The following is a 21,684-nucleotide window of genomic DNA, read 5'->3' as shown; positions in this document are numbered from 1 at the left end:
AGTTCAACCGTCTGTTTGGACAACTATTTGCGCAGCGGCGCCAATGAGAGGATGAACGTGAGGAACGCAGCGCGGGCAGCCGCGCCCCGACCGGGGGCGCTCAATCTCGGCCGACTGGGCGAATTCGTCGGCTTCCGATTGCGCCGGGTGCAGAATCAATTGTCCAAGGATTTTGCGGCCGCGACCGCCGATCGCGGCCTGCGCGCCGGCCTGTTTTCCTCCTTGTCCCTGATCGCGGCCAATCCGGGCATCTCGCAAAACGAACTCTCTCGTGAAATCGGCCTCGACAAGTCGGTAACGGTGGCGATCGTGGATGAAATGGAGCGGTCCGGATGGGCGGTCCGGGAGCGCTCCAAGACGGATCGTAGACGTCATGCGCTGCGCGCGACGCCGGCGGGCGAGGCCTATCTCGACGAGTTGTTCGAAATCCTCGAGCAGACGGAGAATGCCGTTCTCCACCAGCTGTCGCCGGCGGAGCTGCTGTTGCTCAGCGAGCTGCTCGATCGCATGTATGCAGCGGCCCTGCACGATTGAACGGCCGGCTGGTGGCAAAACGTTACCGAAAATAACAGTTGACCTAATCCACCATATTGGACGAGACTTCGTTCACCTGATGGGGCTGACAGCTCCGACGGGACGGCGAATACGCCGCCCGGCAGGCGAAGGGTGAGAGGATGCCCAGGTCGGTCCGCGATGCGCGGGCGCGCTCCCCTTCGGCAATGCGAAGCGCGCCGGCTCGACCGGCCGGGAGGATTTCAATGGCCGTTTCCGCACTTCTTCGTACGGGTGGATCGCTTCTCGCTCTGGTGGTCTCACTTGGGTCGACCCAGGCGCTTGCGCAGGAGGTCGCCGGTCCGGCCGATCCGGCAACGGCCGAACAGACCGAGCCGCAGGACGATGCTGGCCCCGCACCGGCAGGTGCCGAGGTCGTTACCGATCAGCCCGGGATCGTCATCACGGGCAGCCGCGTCCGCGGCGCCGCTCCGGTCGGCTCCACCGTTACTTTGCTGGGCCGTGAAGACATCGTCCAATCCGGACAGGTGACGATCGACCGCGCGATCAAGGAACTGCCCCAGGTCTTCGATCTCGGCGTCAGCGAGAATTCGCGCGGGCAATCCGGCGGCTCCGGCAACATCGTCTACGGCAACTCGATCAACCTCAGAGGCATCGGGCCAAACGCCACTCTGATCATTGTCGACGGCCACCGCGTGGTGAACAACGGCCGCTCGACCGACCCCTCGATCCTGCCGACGCTCGGCGTCGAGCGGGTCGAGATCGTCGCCGACGGCGCATCGGCCATCTACGGCTCGGACGCGGTTGCAGGCGTCGTCAATCTGATCCCGCGGCGCAATTTGGACGGAGTAGAAGCCTTCGCCCGTGCCGGCGTGTCCGACGACGGCGTCTATCACGAATATTCGTTCGGCGCGGCGGCGGGCATCAAATTCGCCCGGGGTCAGGCGATGATCGCCTACGAGCATGTCGAGCGTACCAACCTCAACGGCGACGATCGCAGCTTCTTCCGCTCGAACCAGACTGCGTCAGGCGGGCGCGATTACAGCGTCACGCGCTGCGCACCGGGCACGATCCGCGCCGGCGGGACGAGCTATGCGGTCCCCGCAGGCGGGGTGACCCAGGCAAGCGCCTCCAGCCTCGTCGCCGGCACCAGCAATCGCTGCGACGATCTGCAGGGCCAGGATCTGGTCCCTGCGCAAAGCTATGATAGCGTCAACGGCACCTTCACCTTCGAAGTCACCGACTGGCTGACCCTGTTTGCCGACGGTTTCTACAGCCGCCGCGAATTCGAACGCAATCCGGCCTATGCGAACGCGACGCTCAACGTGCCACAGACCAACGCCTTCTTCGTGCGGCCGCCGGGCTTCACCGGAACGAGCTATTCGCTCGACTACAATTTCCGCAACGATGCGGCGCGCAATTTCAACTATGGCCATGGCGAGAGCTGGCAGATTACGCCCGGCGTGCGGATCAAGCTTCCCCACGAATGGCAGTTCGAAGCGCTGATCGGACATGGCAAGACCGACGACGATGCGGTCCAGCTGACCGGCGTCGGCAACGCTGCCCTGAACGCGGCCCTGGCGAGCAGCGACCCCGCCACCGCGTTCGACCCTTACGGCCTCGGGCGAACCCGACCGGAGACGCTGGCGCGCATCTTCAATCAGGTCTCGTACAGCCCGACCGTTGGGCATTTCATCGGCTACGAGGCGCGGTTCAACGGCAGCCTGTTCCACCTGCCCGGCGGAGACGTGAAGGCGGCGCTCGGTTATGAAGGCCAGGAATTCACCATCGACCTCGGCCGTGCCGTCGGCAATCCGGGCACGCCCGTCGTGTTCCGGACCTTCGATCGCCGGGTCGATTCCGGCTATGCGGAACTTCTGATCCCCATCTTCGGCGCGGAGAACCAGACCGCCGGGTTCCGGCGCCTCGAGATCGACGCTGCCATCCGCTACGACCGTTATTCCGACGTCGGCGACACCACCAACCCCAAGATCGGGGTGAGCTGGTCGCCGTTCGAGGGGCTGACCGTGCGCGGCAGCTACGGCACCTCGTTCCGTGCGCCGACGCTTCCCCAGATCTACGGGAACAGCAATCAGCTGTTCGTGCAGAATTATCAGAACCCTGCCGGCGGCACCCCGATCGTCGGTGTCGCGCAATCGGGCGGCAATCTCGATCTGCGCCCCGAAACGGCGGAGACCTGGTCGATCGGCGCCGACTTCGAGCCGGTCGATCGGCTGCGGCTGTCGATCACGTATTTCAACGTCGACTATCGTAATCAGGTGATCGCGTTGCTGTCGGATCTCGCCGTGCTGACCCGTTTGAGCCAGTTCGACGGTACCGGCCTGATCCTCCAGGGCAGCGCCGCCGGACAGAGGGTGGCCGAGCTGATCGCGGAGGGGCTTCCCGTGGCCGGTGCGCTGCCCGGCGGCAGTGCCTCCAATGTCGGGGTCTTCGTCGATGGCCGAAGCCAGAATCTGGGCAGCTCGGTCACCCGCGGCATCGACTTCCAGGCCAATTATTCGCTGCCGACCGCCTCGGCCGGCACCTTCCGGGTGAATGTCAGCGGCACCTATCTGACCGAATTCGAGACGGCACAGACGCCGACCGCACCGATCGTCGATCAGCTCAACCAGATCTTCCAGCCGTTGCGCTTCAAGGCACGTGCGTCGCTTGGATGGGAAAAGGGCCCTTTCACCGCAATGGTCCGGGCGACTCATCTCAACGGCTACAAGAACACTGCGATCACGCCGAACGAGCATGTCAAGAGCTACACGCCCGTCGATCTCAATCTCTCGTGGCAGGTCGGCGACGATTCCAGGCCGATGACCTTCGGCATCGAGGTCCGCAACCTGTTCGATACCAGGCCGCCCTACGTCAATCTGGCGCCGAGCGTGAACGGCAGCGGCGGCTATGATGCGACGACCACGGACCCGATCGGCCGGTTGTTCGCGGCAAGCGTTCGGAAGACCTTCTGATGCCGATGCTGCTGCGGGTCGCGGGCGCCGCCCTGTTGGCGACTCTGTGCCCGCTGCCCTTCCTTTCAGGTGCGATTGCCCAGAATGCGGTCGCACCCGGCGCAGCCTTTGGCGCCTATCAGCCGTCTCGGACCTACACCGAGCAGGTCTCCTCCACTTTCTATCTGCCGATGCGCGACGGGGTGCGGCTGGCGATGACCGTGTCGCGGCCGGCGCGTGGCGGCAAGGCGGTGGACGGCCGCTTCCCGGTCATCTGGCATCACAGCCTCAGCGCGACACAGGAGCCCAATGACGGCACCGGGCCGTTCGCCGGCGGCTTTCGATCGATGCCGCAGCTCACCGACTACGGCTATGTGGTCGTTCAGGTCGCCCGCCGCGGCAACGGCCAGTCGTTCGGCGAACGCCGCGGCTATCACGATCGCAACGAGGCGCAGGACGCCTATGACGTGACCCAGTGGCTTGCCGCGCAGCCCTGGTCGGACGGCAAGGTCGGCATCTACGGCTGCTCCAACACGGGCGATGCGGCCCTTCATGCGGTGTCGATGCGCCCGCCTGCGCTCAAAGCCGCTTTTGCCGGATGCTTCTCCTGGCACAAATATGATGCCTTCCGCCGCGGCGGCATCTTCGCGCAATGGGGTACCGGGCCCGCGCGCAGCGTCGAGGAGGACATGAAGCAGCAGCCGGTCGATGCCGATCCGGACAAGACGCTGCTGCGCCAGGCCGCCGAAGAGCATCAGCGCTCGACGCCGTTGTTCGAGATGTGGAAGGGCATGCCCTTCCGCGACAGCTTCTCGCCGATCGTCGCGAGCCGCTTCTGGGCCGAAGGGAGTTCGGCCAATTATGCCGATCAGATCCGCCGCTCCGGCGTGGCGCTCTACGTCGTCGGGGGTTGGCTCGACGAGCTGCGCGATCAGGGCCTCATCGCGTTCATGAACGTGCCCGGGTCACGGATCATCATCGGCCCGTGGAAACATTGTTCCAATGACGATTTCCCGCTGGTGGAGGAAGCGCATCGTTTCTTCGACGAGCATCTGAAGGGTATCGATACTGGGCTCCGCCGGGAGCCGCCGATCCACTATTTCACGCAGAATGCCGGCGGCGAGGGGGTGTGGCGAAGCGCGGCGAACTGGCCTTCTGCGGCCGGCAGTCTGCAGGCGCTCGCTCTGGGGAAGGATGGCCGCCTGGGCGGCAAGGCGCACGGCGAACGCCGCTTTGAGGTCCGCTACGATGTCGCCTGCAAGGATGCCGGCAGCGGACCGTTCGCGCAGCCCTGCCATGTCCCTGGCGCCGGGCTCAGCTATGCCGGCGATCCGCTTGCCGCCGATAGCGAGGTCACCGGCAGCGGCGTCGTCGATCTGTGGATCTCCGCCGACGCGGCCGACGCGAACCTGTTCGCCTATCTGGAAGACGTCGCGCCTGACGGCAGCATCCGGATGGTCACCGAAGGGCGGCTCAAGGCCTCGCTTCGCGCCCTCGGGAAGGCGCCCTGGACCTTGCCGGCGGGCGTGCCCTGGCATCGCGCCGATGCGGAGGATTCCGAGCCGCTGGTGCCGGGCAAGCCGGCGCGTCTGGTCTTCGAACTGATGCCCGCTTCCTATGTGTTCAAGGCGGGGCACCGGCTTCAGATCACCATCACCGGCGCGGATTACCGCGAGCGTGCCCGTGAGCCCTCGGGCCTCGCCCGAACGGTCCGCATCCTCAGCGATCCTGGCCATGCCTCGGTGGTGAAGCTTCCGGTCGTCACCCGCCGATGAAGCTCACTGCTGCCGCGCTGACTGCGACCTTCGCCGCAATCGCGGCGCCGGCGGTGGCGGCGCCATGCGACGGAGTGGAGGCCCTCAGGGTCCCGGACGTCCGCATCGAACGGACCACCGAGGTCGGCCCTGGGCGGCCGCTGACGCCGCCCTTCGCGGGCGCGTCGCCGATCGCCATCGCCTTCTGCCGGATAGAGGGCGTGATCGAGAAGGAGATCGGCTTCGAGCTGTGGCTGCCGGCGGCGGATGCCTGGAACCGGCGGCTGCTCGTCGGCGGGGTCGGCGGGCAGGCGGGCGCATTCAATTACCGGGAACTCGCCCGCGGAGTCCGGCGCGGATATGCATCGGCGAGCACCGACACCGGTCACAAGGCGGACGACCGCCACTGGCTGCTGGGCCGCCCCGATCGTGCCGCCAATTACGCGCACCGGGCCAATCATCTGCTCGCGGTCAAGACCAAGGCGATCATCGCCGCTGTTTACGGCGCGGCGGTTCGAAACGCCTTCTTCGTCGGCTGCTCGGGCGGCGGCCGGCAAGCGCTGACCGAGGTCCAGCGCTACCCTGAGGATTTCGACGGCGTCATTGCCGGCGCGCCCGGTGTCGACACGCCGGGGATGAGCGCGCGCCGGATGTGGGAGATGCAGCAGCACAGCCGCTGGGGACCGTTGATGGACGCCGCCGACTGGAAATCGGTCGCGGACGCGGCGGTGATCGAATGCGACGGTCTCGACGGCGTCCGGGATTCGGTGATCGACGATCCGACTCTGTGTCGCTTCGATCCGGAACGGCTCGCCTGTGCGAAGAGCGGCTGGGAGACATGCCTCAGCCCGGAACAGATCGCCGCCGTACGCCGGCTTTATGCCCCGTTGCACGACGAGAATGGACGCCGCATCGACGACGGCCTGCTGCCGGGCATCCTCGTCTCGCCGACGCCGCTGCCGGAGCCGTTCACGCCCGGCCCGTCTTACCTCGCGGTCGCCCTGTTCGGCGACGGAGTCCATGGCGATCCGCACTGGGATCCTCGCGGCTTCAGCATCGCCCGCGATCTGCCGGCCATCGACGAGGTGATGAACCTCCATGCCGATGATCCGGACCTTCGGCCGTTCCTGCGTCGGGGTGGCAGGCTGATCCTCTATCATGGCTGGTCGGATCCTCTGGTGGCGCCGCAATCGACGATTGGCTACTACCGCGCCGTGCGCGCCCGTTCCGGCAAGGCGGCGGCCGATCGCGTGCGGCTGTTCATGGCGCCGGGCGTCGATCATTGCATCGGCGGCGCCGGGCCGGATCGCTTCGGTGGGGCAGGCGGCGATGCACCGATCGCCGATGCCGATCATGATCTGCTCTCGGCGCTGGAGCGTTGGGTGGATAAGGGGCAAGCGCCCGAACGAATCGTCGCCACCCGGCAGGAGAGTGATCGGATGGTGCGCACCCGTCCGCTCTGCGCCTGGCCCCTGCGTGCCCGCTATCGCGGCCAGGGCAGCACTGACGATGCGGCCAATTTCCTCTGCGAGACGGGAGAAACCTGACGTGAAACGCTTTGCCTGGGTCCTGGGCGCCGCAGCGCTGGCGCTTGTCTCGTCCGCTGCGGTGGCCGACGACGCCGCTCCGCCCCCGCTGCCGCCCGGCATCATCGGTGCCGCGGCGGGAAGCGGGCCCTATCCGGCCATCGCCGAAGTGGATCCCGGCCTGTCGAACCACACTCTCTACCGCCCGCAGAGAATGCCGGCCAAGCCGCTACCCGTCGTGCTGTGGGGCAACGGTGCCTGCCGCGACAACGGTCTTGGTTATGCCCGCTTCCTGCGCCAGATCGCCTCGCACGGCTATTTCGTCGTCGCGGTGGGCCATGCCCGTCGCGAGGAGCCGATGCGGCCGCGGCCCGCCCCGACGACGGTACCTGCACCGGCAGTCGGAACGCCTGGGGCGCCCGGTCCGGGCCGCGGTGCGGACGAAACGCAGGCGGCGCAGCTGCTCGAAGGGCTGGACTGGGCGGTGGCGGAGAATGGCCGCCGCGGCAGCCCGCTCCGCCGCAAGCTCGACACCGGCAAGGTCGCCGTGATGGGTCACAGTTGCGGCGGCCTGCAGGCGATCGCGGTGGCGGCTGATCCGCGCATCCGCACCGCGATGATCTGGAACAGCGGCGTCTACAATCGTGGCCCGGCCACCGGGCGGAGCGGGATCGCGATCACCAAGGAGGCGCTCCGCGCGCTCCATGGCCCCATCGCCTACGTGAACGGCGGCCCCGCCGACATCGCTTATGCCAACGCGCTCGACGATTTCGAGAAGATCGACCACGTCCCCGCGCTGTTCGCCTGGTTGCCGGTCGGCCATGGCGGCACCTTCTTTACCGATCCCGATGGCGGCCCCTATGCCGATGTCGCGATTGGCTGGCTCGACTGGCAGCTCAAAGGCAGCGGCAAGGGGCGCAGCATGTTCACCGGGCCGGCCTGCGGCCTGTGCAAGGATGTCGCCTGGACGATCCGGCGCAAGCGTCTCTGACCGCGCTCAGCGCCACTTCGCAGGCTTCTTCTTGGGCGGCACGACGCAGGCGAAACTCTGCGCCAGAGCCTTGTGGGTCAGGCTGTCCGTGCGAAGATGCCGCAGACCGGGGTTGTCGCGCAGATAGTCGACGACGAGATCGTAGACCTGCGACGTTGTTACGCCGGCCGGCGGACAGATGAGGTTGGTCTTCAGGGCCATTCCGGCGACGATCAGCCCGTCGACGATCCCGCTGATATAGGCGCGGCACGGCTCGGGCCGGTCCTTTCCGCATCGGTCCAGAAAGGCGTTGCCGCTGTCGCCGATCGCCGCCTGCTCGCGTGCCTGCGCCGGCAGAGGAGCGAGAAGGGCGCACGCGGCGAGCAGGACAAGAAGGCGCGAGACGGAGCCGCGCTGCCTGGCAGCCGGCGATACGAACGTGAGCGTTTCTGTGCTGGTCATCGCCGCTCCAGACCACAGCCGGCGCAGCGGCGCAACCGGTCGGACGGCGCATTCGTCATGACGAATCGAGCAGAGCGGCGGCCGCCCGCAGGCGCCGCGCGACCTCGATCACCGCCGGGCGGTCCTCGGACCTGCGGGTGACGATATGGTGGGCGGCCGGGTTCGGCACATGCCGTTCGCTGACGATCGCCACGGCGCCGCGTTCGATCCAGGCGTTCGCAGTCGGAAACCGCAGGAGAGCGATGCCGAGGCCGGCGGCGGCTGCTTCCAGCACCAGATCATAATCCTCGAAGCGGCGGTCGCGTGCCCGAGGTCGGTAGGCAAGCCCTTCGCCGGCAAGCCAGGATTGCCATGGCGCGATGTTGGAATCGTGCAGCAGCGGATGCGCGATCAGAGCGTTCGCCGTGGCGGCCGTCCCGAGCGAGGCGGCAAGAGCGGGGCTCGCGCACGGCACGAACCGCTCCCCGAATAGCAGGCGCGACTCGACGTCGGCATAGGGACCGGTGCCGTAGCGAATGGCGATATCCGCCTCCCGCGCGTCCAGGTCGCTGGTGCGATGCTCGATGGTCAATTCGATCGCGAGATCGTCACCCTGCAATTCTGCCAATCTGGGGATCAGCCATAATCGGGCAAAAGACGGCACGACGCTCAACCGGACCAGGGATCGTCCGGTGCGCGGCCGCCATTGATCGGCGCTGTCAGCGAGGAGGCCGAGCGCCCGCCGGGCGGTCGCGGCGAAGCGCTGCCCCGCCGGAGTCAGGCGCACACCGCGCGCCTGCCGCTCGAACAGCGAAGTTCCCAGCCAATGCTCGAGATGGCCGATCCTGCGGCTGACCGATCCGTGGGTAAGGCCGAGCGCATCTGCGGCCGCGGTGAAGGATCCACCGTCCGCGGCGGCAAGCATGGCAACGACGCCATCGAACGGTGGAAGCGCGGAATAGTCGTGCATTTGGCGCACAGAAGTCGCTCGAACGGTGTGCTATGTCAACATGGCAGCGGTCGCTTAGCAATGCGTCATGCGATACCGATCAAGCATCCTCGCCGCCGCTGCTGTCGGCTTCATCGTCAGCCCAGCACCGGCCCAGCCGGTCTCCGACAATGCGACGACCGAGGCGAAAGACGCGTTCGGCTCGACCGTCGGCGCGGAGAGCCTGGGCATCTACAGCCCGGCCGATGTTCGCGGCTTCTCCCCCACGGTCGCCGGAAATATCCGGATCGAGGGCCTCTATTTCGATCGCCAGGCCGAGTTCACTGGGCGTCTCGTCGCCGGCAACCGCATCCATGTCGGGCCTTCCGCGCTCGGCTATCTGTTTCCGGCCCCGAGCGGAATTGCCGACTACCGGCTGCGCGAACCAGGTGCGCAGCCGGCGCTCACGCTCATGCCGGTGCTCGATACGTTCGGGGGTGCTCGGCTCGAGGCCGATGCATCCCTGCCGCTGGTCGGCGAACGGCTCGGCATCGCCGCCGGTATCGGCCTCTATGCCAATCGCAGTGCGGATGGCCGTACCGGCAAGGTGGTGTCGCTCGCGGCCGTAGGGCAGGGTCGCCCGCTGCCCGGGCTCATTCTGCGGCCCTTTTGGAGCCGCATCCGCATCGACGACGATCAGGTCGCTCCGATCCTGCTCGGCGACGGTCTGTCCTTGCCGCCGCGCCTGCGCCGCGACCGCGGCATCGGTCAATCCTGGGCAGCCGCCGACCGCGAAAGGTTGACTTACGGCCTGATCGCCGACGCTGACGCCGGTGCCTTTCTCCTCCGCGGCGGTCTGTTCCGCTCTGCGGATCGGTCGGAGCGCAGCTTCAGCCTGTTCCAGCAGGCCGCTCCGCTCGGAACCTGGAGCGCCCGTGCCGTCACGGCGGATCCGCCGCGGATGAGTGCATCGACCAGCGGCGAGCTGCGCCTGTCGCGCCGTTTCGACGCCGCGGGCGCGCAGCACCTTCTAACCATCGCCGCACGCGGGCGCCGGCAGCAGCGTGTTTACGGCGGGGGCGACCGGCGGGCGCTGCCGGACGTACCCTTCGGCAGCACTGAGGCGGTCGCGAAGCCGGACTTCGCGTTCACCACCCGGACGCGGGACGAGGTCGAGCAACGGACGTACGGCGTCCGCTATCGCGCGATGCTGCCGGGGCGCGGCGAACTCGATCTCGGCCTGCAGCATACCGATTATCGCAAGCGCGTTTCGCCGCCGGGAGCGGCACCGATCGTCGCGCACGACCGATTGTGGTTGTTCAACGCTGCGGCCACGGTTGAAATCGCCTCGGGCCTCGCCGTCTATGCCGGCACCAGCCGCGGTCTCGAGGAGGCCCAGATCGCGCCCGAGACGGCCGTCAATCGCGATGAGGCGCCGCCCGCGATCCGCACGCGCCAGGTGGATGGCGGATTTCGCTGGCACGCGGCTCCGGGCTTCGACCTCGTTGCCGGCCTGTTCTCGATTGCGAAACCCTATGACGGCCTGGATGCGTCCAATCGCTTCCGCCGCCTCGGCAGCGTGCGCCATCGCGGTGTCGAGGCATCGCTGACCGCATCGCCGGGGAAAGGCCTGACGCTGGTCGCCGGAGCCGTGCTGCTGGACGCCAGCCTCTCGGGCGACGAACGCCTTTCCGGACAGATCGGCGCGCGTCCGATCGGAACCCCGTCGCACCTGCTGCAGGCGAGCCTCGACTGGCGGCCAGCCAGCGCCTCGCCCTGGTCGTTCGACATCGTCGCGACACACTCCGGCCCGGAGTTTGCCGATCGCTTGAACCGGGTCCGCTTGGCTCCGGTCACCACTGTCGATCTGGGGCTGCGCTATCGTTTCGCGCTTGGCGCGATGCCGGCAACGCTGCGGCTGCATCTGCTGAACGCGACCAACGGCTATGGTTGGGATGTGGTGGGCAGCAATGCGTTCCGTCCGGCCGCGCCGCGTCAGCTGTTCGCACGCCTGATCGTCGATCTGTGACCCCGCGCGCGCCGACACTTGGTGCCTATGGCGCCGGCGTCATGACCCTGCTGCTGTGGGCGGGCGCGTTCCTGGCGATCCGCGCGGGCGTGCGGCACACCGAACCGGCCGCCCTCGCCGCGGCGCGATTTCTGTTCGCCGGCCTGGTTTCGGTCGGCTGGATCCTGTTCGGCGCGCGTGAGCGCCCGAAATGGAGGGACGTGCCGCGGATCGCCGTGTGCGGGCTGCTCGGCATCGCCATTTACAATGGTCTGCTCGGTGCCGGCGAGCAGGGGGTCGGCGCTGGGCTCGCGAGCTTCGTGATCTCGACCCAAGCTGTCTTTGCAGCGCTCGGTGCCTGGTGGCTGGAGGGCGCGCGTCTGCACAGACGCTTGCTCCTCGGCGGCGTCGTAGCCGCGTCCGGCATAGCAATCATGGGCGCGGCGGGCGAGGGGGGCGGATCCACCGCCGGCATCCTGCTGATCCTCGCTGCCGCCGCCTGCTCGGGTTTCTTCTTCGTCCTGCAGCGGCCGCTGATTGCGCGCCTTGGGCCGATGACGAGCGCGGCCGCGGTCATGGCCGCCGGCGGGCTTTGGCTGCTGCCGTGGGCTCCGGCCGGTATCACAGCCATGGCTGCCGATCGCACGGCGCGCACCGCAATACTCTACCTGGCGCTGGGTTCGAGTGTCTGTGGCTATGCCTTCTGGATGGTGGCGCTCGACCGGCTCGGTGCCACCCGCGCGGCGCTCTTGTTGTACCTGATGGCGCCGCTTACCGCGCTCCTGGAGATCGCGATCGGAGAGGCCGAATTTGCCTTGCCAACGCTGGCCGGCGCAATCCTCGCTTTGGTCGGGATCGGAGTGGCCGCGCGCCCTCATCGCTGAGCCACCACGCCGGCATGGCGGCGCGCCGCGGCGCAGGTCAGCGGCCAGTGACGATCGGGTGGGTGAGCCGCACGTCGTCGAGCAGCCGCTCGACGGCGGAGATCTCGGCGCTGCTTCCCGACGGTGCGACCGACCAGTTGCAATGGGGGTGGGTGGCGGCATCGAGAATGCGCACCGGTCCGATCGCGATGCGCCATTGCCGGCGGCTCCCGCCCGCCTTTCTGACGAGAGTGGTGATCAGGAGATCCTGGAGTTCGCTGGCGGTCATGGCGCCGCTCTGCCGGTGATCGCGCGGGTCTGGCAACCGCAAAGCGGCCGCCTGGTACCGGGCGCGTCAGGTGCGGGGCGGTGCCGTCGAGCCGCGGACGATCAGCTCGAACGGGAGCACGTTCGCCTCCTCCGACGCGGGCTCGCCATTGGCGGTCTGGATCAGCAGGGCGGCGGCGCGGGCCGCCATCGGGGCGATGGGCTGGCGGATGGCGGTCAGCGGCGGCACGCTGAACTTGACGATCGGAGTATCGTCGAAGCTCACGATCGAAACGTCACCCGGCACATCCAGGCCGAGCGCGCGCGCGACTTCGAGCGCGGCGAGCGACATCTGGTCGCTGCTGGCGATGATCGCGGTCGGCGGATCGGCGAGTGCGAGCAGGCTGCGGGTCGCCTCGGCACCCGAGCTGAACGTGAAGTCGCCGCGCGCGACCAGCGCCGGATCCTCGGCGAGCCCTGCGGCCTGCATCGCGCCGCGATAGCCGAGCAGGCGGGCGCCGCTCAGCGCATATTCGTCGCTGCCGGTGATGAAGCCGATGCGGACATGGCCGAGCGAGACGAGATGCTCGGTCGCCGCGCCGGCCGCGCGGGCGTCGTCCATCGAAATTGCGAAGCCCGCGCCGAGGCCGGTCGAGCCGATCCGCGCGAACGGGATGTGCCGACCGGCGAGCATTCCGGTGATGATCGGATTGTCGCCGTGCGGCGGCGTCAGGATCACGCCGTCCGGGTGGAGCGCGGCAAGCGCGGCACCGAGCTCGCGCTCGACATGGGCGCTGTGCGTATCGACCAGTTCGACGATCATGCGATAGCCGTGCCTGGCGCATTCGAGCATGCCGCCGAGCATCATCTGATCGACCCAATCGGTGCCGTCGCCGGAGCGCCAGCCCTCGATCGTGCGGTCGCGATCGTTGAGCGCGAGCAGGACGTAGGAGCGGGTGCCCCCCATGCGGCGCGCGGCGAGGCTCGGCACATATCCCAATTTGTCGATCGCAGCCCGAACTCGCTCCTTGATCGCGTCGCGGACGTTGGGGCCGCCGTTGATGACGCGCGACACCGTCTGCAGCGAAACGCCGGCCTCTGCGGCGACGTGCTTGATGGTGACGGCACGGGGACGGCGCGGCCCCGATTCTTCCTGCGTCATGTCGTTCAAATCGCCCCCATGGGAAGTAAGCCGTTGCCGCCCCCGCGACGCCGGAGTGAAGATCAGGCCGCGGCCGCGCGCGCCGCGCCGCAGTAACGTTCGACATAGGCGGCATGCGCGGGCAGGCCGGCGACCGTTTTCGAGACCTGCTCGCGGAGCGTCTCGAGCAGCCGCGCAAGCTCGTCGTCGTTCAGTTTCTCGGCTATCGGATGGTAGGCATGGGGCATGATGCCTTGGCCCATCATCACCTGCACCCAGCTGTTCTCGGCGAACAATTCCTCGTTCTTGCGGAACACGCGGCCGGTCTCGCGGAACAGCTCGATCTTCTGCACCAGTGTGTCCGGTATCTCCATGTCGCCGCAATAGCGCCAGAAGGCGCTGTCGCGGCGCTCCGTCGCCTTGTAGTGCAAAATCAGGAAATCCCGGATCTGCAGCATGTCGGCATGCTGCTGCTCGTTGAACTCGGCAATATCGCGATCGCTGATCTCGCGCAGCGGCATCATCCGGATCAGCCGCAGCACCGCGCGTTGAATAAGGTGGATGCTGGTCGATTCCAGCGGCTCCATGAACCCGCCCGACAGCCCGATCGCGACGACGTTGCGATGCCATTGCCGGCGCCGTGCACCGGCGCCGAATTTGAGGAAATTGGGTTTGGTCAGCGTCTGGCCTTCGACGGTCCCGAGCAGCCGCTCCAGCGCTGCATCGCGATCGAGGTAGCGGCTGCAATAAACGAGGCCGTTACCGGTCCGATGCTGCAGCGGAATGCGCCACCGCCAGCCGGCATCGTGGGCGATCGCCTTGGTGTAGGGAAAGGCCGGCCCAACGCTTTCCGTCTGGATCGCGATGGCGGAGTCGCACGGCAGATAATGGGTCCAGTCGTCGTGGCCGGCATGCAGAGCGTCTTCGATCAGCAGGGCCCTGAAGCCGGTGCAATCGAGGAACAGGTCGCCTTCGATCCGGCTGCCATTCTCCAGCACGAGTGCGGCGACGTGGCCGCTCTCGCCATTGAGCTCCACCCGCGCGATCTTGCCTTCGATCCGCTTCGCGCCGTCGGCTTCGGCCATGGCGCGCAGGAACCTGGCGTAGAGCGTGGAATCGAGTTGGTAGGCATAGTTCATCGCATTGTCGGGCAGGTGCGCGAACTTGCCCTGCATCGCGGCCTTCAGCTCCAGGCAATATTCGTCATAGGGCGCGTCGTGACCCCGTTCGCGTCCAGCCAGCCAGAAATGCTGGAAGCCGGCCGACCAATGATCCTTTCCGGTGATCCCGAAGGAGTGAAAGTAGCTGTGCCCGACTTCCTTCCAGCCTTCGAAGGCGATGCCGAGCTTGAAGGTCGCCTGGGTGGCCCGCATGAACTCGGCTTCGTTGATGCCGAGCAACCGGTTGTAATTGACGAGCGGCGGGATGGTCGACTCGCCGACCCCGATCGTGCCGATCGCATCGGATTCGACGAGGGTGAGCTCGACGGCGCGGCCCATGGTTCGCGCGATCGCGGCAGCGGCCATCCAGCCGGCGGTGCCGCCGCCGGCGACGACGATCCGGCGAAGTCGGGGTTCGGCGGAGCTGGCAATGGTCATCGGTTGAGGGCTCGCAACAGGAAGGCGCGGATACGGCCGGCGCTTTCGGGCGTGAGAGGCGCGAGAACCGAGCGCGCCGCCGGCGGGATGTGCGCGACGACCGCCTCGTCATTGTCGAAGACGTAGTGGTCGAACAGGTCGCGCCAATGCTTCTTTTCGTGGGCTGGAAGCTCGCGGATCGCCATCATCGCGTGATTGAGCGCCTCCTGCGGCTGGCCCAGCCAGCGGGGCGTGTCCCGCCACCAATAATTGACCAGCACGTTGAACGGATCGAGCCCTTCGACATGGTGCCACCACATCGAGGGAATGTAGAGCGCGTCGCCGGCTTCGAGCTCGGCCACTTGCGCCTGTTCGAGGGCCTGTCGAAAGCGCGGATGCGCCGTGTAATCGGGGGCATGGAAATCGACCATGCTGACGGCGCGTCCGGCGGGCGTATTGTCGACCGGGCCAAGATAGAGGTTGCGGAACTGATCCGGCGGGAACAGCGTGAAGCGCCGGCGTCCGACGGCGACACAGGCGAGATTGTCCGGGAAGTCGTTGTGCGCGGCAATCCGCGTCGGCGTGCCCATCCAGATGGAGGCGAGACAGGAGCGGTCGCCGAGATCGACGTGGTTCGCTTCGTGCAGCCCATCGAAGAACTGGCCGATGTCGATCGAGGCAAGGTAGAGTGACGGCGTGTCGCTGCTGCGCTCGCCCCGGTCGATGCGGTCGAACACATCCGGCAGCCGTGCACTGACGCTGCGAAAGTTCATCGCCATGGCATCGTCGTAGAACATCCGCCCGCCAGCGTCGGGAGCGCCGATCGAGACGACGAACGGCAGGTCTCGATGCCGCTCCACCAGATAGTTGCGCGCCTCCTTTGCGGAATTGCGGCCAGCCTGGACGAGCGGCCAGTCGGACACTAGGCCGCGCACTACGAACGGCGCCCTGGCGCTGCGGAGGGCGGCGTCGAGCTCCCCCGCATCGGTGACCGTGATCTCCGGGATGGGGGGCAGCATCGCCAACGGAACGCCTTCGCCGTCAGCCATAGGCCAGGCGCCGGTTCTTGCGTGCGACCAGCGCACCCAGATTGGCAAGCGACGCGACTGCCATGAAGATCGGCATCAGATGGCCGTCGGCGTGAAGCCTGGACAGGGACTGCGCATCGAGCGCCCGCAGGCGGTCCTCGTCGATGACGTGGAAACCAACCAGCCGGTTCGTGCTTCCGTTGTCGAGAGTGACCTCCAGAGACATCGGCTCGAGCAGGTCGTGGCGCTTCAGCGCATCGAGGAACGCGGCGGATCCCTGATAGCCTTCATCCAGCGCCCCCAATTTCTCGGTGATGCCGTCAAGATAGGGGGTGGGCTGCCCGAATTCGTCGAACAGGCGCATGCCTTCCTCGCCGGCGATGCGCGGGCTTGCCATATCGATATGCACCTGTCGGGGACCGGTCCCGTCGATCGCCCCACCGATCAGGAACGGCTGGATGTCGGCTGCGAGAGGAATGTAGCGCGCGTCCCAGCGTCCATTTTCGAGATAGAGGTTTTCGCCCGCCTCGAAGCCGAACATGGCCAGAGCGGTGAAAGCATCCCGCTCCAGGTTTAGCCGGAACAGGATCGCATATTCGTTCTGAACCTGCCGGAACTCGGCCGGAACGGTGATGCAGCACATCATGGCATCCCCCAGTTCCGGGCTCCGATCGGTGCGGATTCTAAGATCGCGGTGCGCCGCGGTGTCGAGGATAGCGTGTTCGGACATTCAGCAGGTCGTCACCAAAGGAGGGGAGGAAGTCGCCTGAGCGCGCAAGGCATCGAGATAGGCACGATTGGTCGGCAGGCTGGCGAAGAGCGCCCGGCCACGCTGTTCCGCCTGGCGCAGCAGCGGCTCCACGGTGCCGGCCGCGTCCGCCTTCACCGGTGCATGCGCGGGTGCCGGAAATCCCATGCCGTAGAGCACATATTGGTAGCTGGCCGCCGGAAAGATCTCGTCGGCCATCGGCAGATCGGCACGCGACGGCGCCTGGTGCCGCCAGATCTGCAACAGCTCCGACAGGCGGGCTGGGATCGAGGCCGGATCCCGGTGGGCACGCCAATAAGGCTCCGAACGCCGGCTCAGCACATAGTGGAGCTTCAGGAACTCGACGATGCGATCCCAGCGGTACAGGAACAGGGCGTTGAACCGGCGCGCGTGGATATCCATGACGTCCCGCGTCACCGGGAAGTTGTCGAGCAAGGCGTCGAGCGAGAGTTCGATGAGCACGATCGCCGAAGCCTCGAGCGGCTCGAGAAATCCGGCGGAGAGGCCGATCGCAAGACAATTCCGTTCCCAGAAGCGCTGGCGGTGGCCGGAGCGGAAGCTCAGCCGGCGGAACGCTCCGGGATCGACCGAGACATCGGGCGCAGTCTTGCGCAGATAGGCTTCGAGGGCTGCTGCCGCCGCATCGTCGCTGGCATGCGCCGACGCATAGACGCATCCGACGCCGCGGCGGGTGGGCAGGCCGATGTCCCAGATCCATCCGGCGGCATGGGCCGTCGCGCATGTCTGGGATGCGATCGGGCTCTCCGGCGCGACCGGCACCTGCACGGCAAGCGCGCGATCGTTGAACAGCACGTCGCTGCGATCGACGAACGGAACACCATAATGTTCGCCCAGCAGCAGGGCCGAATGTCCGCTGCAATCAAGGAAGAGGTCGCCTTCCACAATGCCCGTCGATCGCGTGCGAACCCCCGCAATGTCGCCGTTCGAAGCGGCATCGACGGAGACGACATGGTCGCGCAGATGGCGAACGCCCAGGCGCTGCGTCGCGTGGCTTCTGAGCAGGTCGACGAGCTTCCCGGCGTCGAGGTGATAAGCGTAATTCAGGGCACCGGCGAAGTCGGCCATGGTCCGTTGCCGGGGTGCAAGATTGAGACCGCAAGCGCGCGCCTGCGGGCTCACTGTCTCGGCGAAGCTGCGCGCGTCCAGCGCCTGCCAAGCCTGTACCACAGCATCGGGATCGGCCTCGACCGGCGGCGTGAAGGGATGAAAATACTGGTCGTCGGGTTCGCCCGAGACCCAGCCGTCGAAGCGAGAGCCCTGCTTGAACGCCGCGTCGCAGCACAGCAGGAATTCGGCCTCGGCGATGCCGATGCGCTGAAGCGTTCGACGCATCGTCGGCCAGGTGCCTTCGCCGACCCCGATCGTCGGCACATCGGGGGATTCGATCAGGGTGACCTGGAGCCGACCGGCTGGGGCCCGTTCCGCCCGCGCCGCGACCAGGCATGCCGCGAGCCAGCCTGCCGTCCCGCCGCCCACGACCACGACGCGCGTGACGGCCGCTTCGTTCGGCAAAGGCTGGTCTTGTGTGTCTCGCTTGTGCACCGAAGGCGTCCGAAGTTTCCTTGTGCCGGCAATCTGCCCGCGCCAGGCAGGAAAAGCCACCCTGGGGACGGAAGGCGTTCGATCAGGAACGCCTCCCGTGCATGGACGATCAGAAGGTGAAGCGCAGTCCCGCCGAGTAGCGGGCGTAGCCGGGCTGCGAGAAGGTGACGAAATTGTCCGAACGGCGGTGACCGCGGCGCCGCTCGCCCGTCAGGTTGATCGCTTCGACGAAGGCGGTCAGCCCCGGGATGAACTCGTAGCTGGCGCTTGCGTCGACCTGGCCATAGGCCTCGACATAGGTCGGGTCGAACGTCCCGCCGGCGTAGAATTCATCGCGCCAATTGTACGCGACACGCGCCTGCAGACCTCCCTTGTCATAGAACAGGACGGCGTTGGCACTGTCGCTCAGGCCGGTGATCGCGAACTGGCCGATGTCCGGATGCACTTCGTTGTCATAGTTCGCATCGCCCTTGACGATGGTGTAGTTCAGGATCGCGCCGAACCCGGTATCCCAGAACTGGTGCTGAACCGCGAACTCCCAGCCGTGAATCTTCGCAGTCTGATCGCTGTTGAAGGGTTGGCTGATCTGGAAGTTGAACGGATCGTCCCCGGCGATGCCGAAGATGTCGCCGGTGAGATAGGTGACCCCGTTGATCACGGTCGAGCCGGTCACATCCGAGGAGTCCGGATAGTTGCGTAGGATATAGTCGCGGATCTGGACTGCGTCGGTGGTGCCCAGGGCCGCGGTGGCAGCGCGGTAGCGGGGGCCGTCGGCAGGGTTGAGCAGGCCGAAAGCAGGCGTGTCGATCTGCGTCTGGCCGATGAAGTTCTTCACCTTCTTGTTGAAGAACCCGACGGAGACGTAGCTCTCCCGCCCGTAATACCATTCCGCCGAGAAATCGATATTCTTCGACTTGTACGGGATCAGGCCGGGATTGCCCTGGCTTCCGGTGCCACCACCGATGCGCGGGTTCGAGTCGATGGTACGGCCGCCTTGCAGGCTGGCATAATCCGCGCGGGTGATCGTGTGGCTGTAGGACGCGCGCAGCTTCACGTTCTGAAGCGGCTCGATGTCGAAGTCGATCGCCGGCAGCCAATTCTTGTAATGGCCCTTGAAGCGGGTGAAATCGCTCTCACCCGAATAGATGATGCCGAACTCGTTCGCGGAAACCCAGCGCGTTCCGATCGGAATCGGCACCAGCGCGCGGGAATCCACCGTGGTCTGATCGTAGCGAAGGCCGGCGATGATGTGCGACCGGCGGCTGAACGCATCGAAGCCTGCGTTGAACTGGATGTAGGGAGAAATCGTCTTCTCGCGGATGCGCCGATCGACGGTGAAGTCGGCAAGGCAGGTGCCGTCCTGCGCGGAGCCGGTCTGCGGATCGCTGCACACCTGATACTTGCTCTCGAGAAGATCGGCCATCTGCTCGAAGTTGAACACGTAGAAGGACGGGATCATCCCGGACGTGCCTGCGCCCGGGACGCCGTCGAACTTGTCGGGCAGCGTCACGAGTTCGAACAGATCATCGGGAATGTCCGACGCCGGGCCGATGCCGCCCCAGGTGTCGTTCTGGATAAAGCCGTAGGCGGAGCGCACCTTGTTGTCGACGTAGGAGAAGCCGACGTCGATGCTGTCGAGGAAGTCGCCGTCATGTTCGTAGCGACCCTTCAGCTGAACCTGGTCGATCTCGTCCTTGAAATAGGCGTTCCGGAACGAGTTGCCGGTCGGCGTGATCAGGGCAGCGTTCAGCGGATCGATGCCCGGATACATGGTCACCGAAAGAACCGGCAGGTCCTTCTCGAAATTGATCGTCTGGCTCTGCACGCCGAAGATCGCGTTACCGACCGAAGTGCTGGTCCCGTACTTGTTCGTCGGCTTCGATTCGGCAGTCGAATGGTGCGCATCGAGCGACACCGTGACGTTGCCGGGCGCTTCCCAGGTCAGGTTACCGCCGAGCGACTTGTTCTCGGTACGGTTCGCGGTGAGCGCGCCGCTGTACGACAGGTCCTTACCCGGTCCGAAGCGCTCGGTGTAGAAGATCGGCCCGGCGTTGGGGCCGTCGGTCCATGCGCTCGACGTATCGCCGAAGTTGAACCAGATGCCGACGCTGCTGTCGCGCACTTCGACGGTGTTGCGCGAGTAGGTGTAGTCTACCGTTGCCGTGATCGACTGGATCGGCCGGAATTGCAGCGCGACCTGCCCGTTGATCCGCTCGCGCTTGATGTCGATGAGATCGTAAGCGGCGCTCTGCGGGATTTCGTAGACGTCGTTCGCGCCGGGACGGTTGGTGATGTTCTGCGAGCCGGGCTGTCCGGGCTGGGGCAGGGTGCCCCAATCATTCTCGCTGCCGACGAAGCCGTCGCGGAAGCCGGCGCTGGCCGAGTTCACGCTCGCCTTGCGCTTCTGGTAGGCGCCCGAGAAGACGATGCCGAAGCGATCGTCGGCGAAGGTGTCGGAGAACACGCCCGATATTTCGGGGGTGATCGGATTGCCCTCGTTGCGCGAGGTGTCCATCACGCCCTTGACGGCGATGCTTCCGCGCATGCCGGGACGATCGAGAGCCCGCGGCGTGCGGATGTTGATGCTGGAGCCGATCCCGCCCGAGGGTACGGCGGCGCGCCCGGTCTTGTAGACTTCGACGGCGGCGATGCCTTCCGAGGCGAGGTTGGCGAAGTCGAACGAGCGCGAGGCCGGCGCGCTGGCGCCGTCGCCAAGCGACGCGGTCGGCATCTGACGGCCGTTGAGCAGCACGAGATTATATTCCGGGCCGAAGCCGCGGACGGTGACGAACGACCCTTCGCCGTTCGAGCGGTCGATCGAAACGCCGGTGATACGCTGCAGGGACTCTGCAAGATTGGTGTCGGGGAACTTGCCGATGTCTTCCGCCGAGATCGCGTCGACCACGCCTTGCGCGTTGCGCTTGATGTCGACCGCTTCGCGCAAACTGGCGCGAATGCCGGTGACGACGATCTCGTCCTCGCCGGCCGTTGCGGCATCAGCGGCCTGATCGGGGATTTCGGAGTCGCCCGGCGCGCCCATCGTGGCGTTGGTGTCCTGGGCGGCGGCGATGCCCGGCATCGCGGCGATGGCGAGCGCCGAGGCACTGATGACGAATTTCGAAAGCGAGCGAGCCCTGAAGCTGCGCATAGATCCTCCCCTGTTTGTCTGACAGCGCTGTCTTGCGCAGCCGTTGTGAACGTTCACTCCTAAACTCGCGGGTTGCTGTCAAGCCGAGGGGAGCGCTGGAGAGCGAGAAAGTGAGAACGTTAACAGGAAACGGTTTCAGTCGGCGCACGATTGTTCGCGGGCTGTGACCTTGCTGCAACGGTCTCTTCCCAACCTGGCCGCGCCAATGTGTTGCGTGGGTTCTGTTAACCGCGC

16 protein-coding genes are annotated in these 21,684 nt (G+C 66.5%); 7 read left to right on the top strand and 9 right to left on the bottom strand.

Features of this window, described 5'->3' with window-relative positions; translation table 11 throughout:
- Positions 1-51: 51 nt before the first annotated feature.
- From ETR14_RS01115 to ETR14_RS01095, 5 genes are all read left to right on the top strand, one after another.
- The gene (locus ETR14_RS01115; RefSeq protein WP_165356256.1) at positions 52-534 is read left to right on the top strand and encodes a MarR family winged helix-turn-helix transcriptional regulator; all 483 of its coding nucleotides are present in this window, start codon (positions 52-54) and stop codon (positions 532-534) included.
- Between the two features lie 224 nt (positions 535-758).
- Complete coding sequence (locus ETR14_RS01110) at positions 759-3,488, top strand: TonB-dependent receptor (protein ID WP_165356255.1); 2,730 nt, start codon at positions 759-761, stop codon at positions 3,486-3,488.
- Entirely contained in the window at positions 3,488-5,242 is a 1,755-nt protein-coding gene (locus ETR14_RS01105) for a CocE/NonD family hydrolase (protein WP_243455707.1), read from the top strand. Before ETR14_RS01110 ends, ETR14_RS01105 begins: the two co-directional genes overlap by 1 nt.
- Positions 5,239-6,768, top strand: a complete 1,530-nt coding sequence (locus ETR14_RS01100; RefSeq protein WP_129382966.1) for a tannase/feruloyl esterase family alpha/beta hydrolase — start codon at positions 5,239-5,241, stop codon at positions 6,766-6,768. The genes ETR14_RS01105 and ETR14_RS01100 overlap by 4 nt, the downstream gene beginning before the upstream one ends.
- 1 nt (position 6,769) lies before the next feature.
- On the top strand, positions 6,770-7,738 hold the full coding sequence (locus ETR14_RS01095; RefSeq protein ID WP_206185935.1) for a hypothetical protein: 969 nt from the start codon (positions 6,770-6,772) through the stop codon (positions 7,736-7,738).
- A gap of 6 nt (positions 7,739-7,744) precedes the next feature.
- On the opposite strand, the gene ETR14_RS01090 is transcribed toward ETR14_RS01095, so the two are convergent.
- Both ETR14_RS01090 and ETR14_RS01085 read right to left on the bottom strand, forming a co-directional pair.
- On the bottom strand, positions 7,745-8,179 hold the full coding sequence (locus ETR14_RS01090) for a Rap1a/Tai family immunity protein (protein WP_129382965.1): 435 nt from the start codon (positions 8,177-8,179) through the stop codon (positions 7,745-7,747).
- A 55-nt stretch (positions 8,180-8,234) separates the two neighbouring features.
- On the bottom strand, positions 8,235-9,128 hold the full coding sequence (locus ETR14_RS01085; protein ID WP_129382964.1) for a LysR substrate-binding domain-containing protein: 894 nt from the start codon (positions 9,126-9,128) through the stop codon (positions 8,235-8,237).
- 67 nt (positions 9,129-9,195) lie between these two features.
- On the opposite strand from ETR14_RS01085, the gene ETR14_RS01080 reads away from it, so the two are divergent.
- Together ETR14_RS01080 and ETR14_RS01075 are read left to right on the top strand one after the other, a co-directional pair.
- Entirely contained in the window at positions 9,196-11,115 is a 1,920-nt protein-coding gene (locus ETR14_RS01080; protein WP_129382963.1) for a TonB-dependent receptor domain-containing protein, read from the top strand.
- Entirely contained in the window at positions 11,112-11,978 is an 867-nt protein-coding gene (locus tag ETR14_RS01075) for a DMT family transporter (protein WP_129382962.1), read from the top strand. Before ETR14_RS01080 ends, ETR14_RS01075 begins: the two co-directional genes overlap by 4 nt.
- Positions 11,979-12,015: 37 nt before the next feature.
- Here the strand turns inward: ETR14_RS01075 and ETR14_RS01070 are convergent, their stop codons facing one another.
- From ETR14_RS01070 to ETR14_RS01040, 7 genes are all read right to left on the bottom strand, one after another.
- Positions 12,016-12,246, bottom strand: coding sequence for a hypothetical protein (locus ETR14_RS01070; RefSeq protein ID WP_129382961.1), 231 nt, complete (start codon positions 12,244-12,246; stop codon positions 12,016-12,018).
- Positions 12,247-12,312: 66 nt separating this feature from the next.
- Positions 12,313-13,386 carry a LacI family DNA-binding transcriptional regulator gene (locus tag ETR14_RS01065; RefSeq protein WP_129391127.1) on the bottom strand — a complete coding sequence of 358 codons (1,074 nt, stop codon included), beginning with the start codon at positions 13,384-13,386 and terminating at the stop codon, positions 12,313-12,315.
- A 62-nt stretch (positions 13,387-13,448) separates the two neighbouring features.
- Positions 13,449-14,963: a tryptophan halogenase family protein gene (locus ETR14_RS01060; RefSeq protein ID WP_129382960.1), complete on the bottom strand. Its 1,515-nt coding sequence runs from the start codon at positions 14,961-14,963 to the stop codon at positions 13,449-13,451.
- A complete protein-coding gene (locus ETR14_RS01055) occupies positions 14,960-15,991 on the bottom strand; it encodes a cupin-like domain-containing protein (RefSeq protein WP_129382959.1) in 1,032 nt (343 codons plus the stop codon). Before ETR14_RS01055 ends, ETR14_RS01060 begins: the two co-directional genes overlap by 4 nt.
- On the bottom strand, positions 15,984-16,700 hold the full coding sequence (locus tag ETR14_RS01050; RefSeq protein WP_129382958.1) for a SapC family protein: 717 nt from the start codon (positions 16,698-16,700) through the stop codon (positions 15,984-15,986). Before ETR14_RS01050 ends, ETR14_RS01055 begins: the two co-directional genes overlap by 8 nt.
- Positions 16,701-18,272: a tryptophan halogenase family protein gene (locus ETR14_RS01045; RefSeq protein WP_243455706.1), complete on the bottom strand. Its 1,572-nt coding sequence runs from the start codon at positions 18,270-18,272 to the stop codon at positions 16,701-16,703. It abuts the gene before it with no gap.
- Positions 18,273-18,411: 139 nt separating this feature from the next.
- Positions 18,412-21,450, bottom strand: coding sequence for a TonB-dependent receptor (locus tag ETR14_RS01040; protein ID WP_129382957.1), 3,039 nt, complete (start codon positions 21,448-21,450; stop codon positions 18,412-18,414).
- Positions 21,451-21,684 lie beyond the last annotated feature (234 nt).

Origin of the sequence: Sphingosinicella sp. BN140058, from assembly GCF_004135585.1 — a bacterium.
Classification (GTDB): domain Bacteria; phylum Pseudomonadota; class Alphaproteobacteria; order Sphingomonadales; family Sphingomonadaceae; genus Allosphingosinicella.
The sequence above is the reverse complement of the archived record's forward strand: the minus strand, read 5'-3'. Positions and strand labels throughout refer to the sequence as shown.

Bases quoted from the DNA above. Each gene is read 5' to 3' on its own strand.
- ETR14_RS01115 (WP_165356256.1), top strand. From the start codon at position 52: ATGAACGTGAGGAACGCAGCGCGGGCAGCCGCGCCCCGACCGGGGGCG.
- ETR14_RS01110 (WP_165356255.1), top strand. From the start codon at position 759: ATGGCCGTTTCCGCACTTCTTCGTACGGGTGGATCGCTTCTCGCTCTG.
- ETR14_RS01105 (WP_243455707.1), top strand. From the start codon at position 3,488: ATGCCGATGCTGCTGCGGGTCGCGGGCGCCGCCCTGTTGGCGACTCTG.
- ETR14_RS01100 (WP_129382966.1), top strand. From the start codon at position 5,239: ATGAAGCTCACTGCTGCCGCGCTGACTGCGACCTTCGCCGCAATCGCG.
- ETR14_RS01090 (WP_129382965.1), bottom strand. From the start codon at position 8,179: ATGACCAGCACAGAAACGCTCACGTTCGTATCGCCGGCTGCCAGGCAG.
- ETR14_RS01085 (WP_129382964.1), bottom strand. From the start codon at position 9,128: ATGCACGACTATTCCGCGCTTCCACCGTTCGATGGCGTCGTTGCCATG.
- ETR14_RS01080 (WP_129382963.1), top strand. From the start codon at position 9,196: ATGCGATACCGATCAAGCATCCTCGCCGCCGCTGCTGTCGGCTTCATC.
- ETR14_RS01070 (WP_129382961.1), bottom strand. From the start codon at position 12,246: ATGACCGCCAGCGAACTCCAGGATCTCCTGATCACCACTCTCGTCAGA.
- ETR14_RS01065 (WP_129391127.1), bottom strand. From the start codon at position 13,386: ATGACGCAGGAAGAATCGGGGCCGCGCCGTCCCCGTGCCGTCACCATC.
- ETR14_RS01060 (WP_129382960.1), bottom strand. From the start codon at position 14,963: ATGACCATTGCCAGCTCCGCCGAACCCCGACTTCGCCGGATCGTCGTC.
- ETR14_RS01055 (WP_129382959.1), bottom strand. From the start codon at position 15,991: ATGGCTGACGGCGAAGGCGTTCCGTTGGCGATGCTGCCCCCCATCCCG.
- ETR14_RS01050 (WP_129382958.1), bottom strand. From the start codon at position 16,700: ATGTCCGAACACGCTATCCTCGACACCGCGGCGCACCGCGATCTTAGA.
- ETR14_RS01040 (WP_129382957.1), bottom strand. From the start codon at position 21,450: ATGCGCAGCTTCAGGGCTCGCTCGCTTTCGAAATTCGTCATCAGTGCC.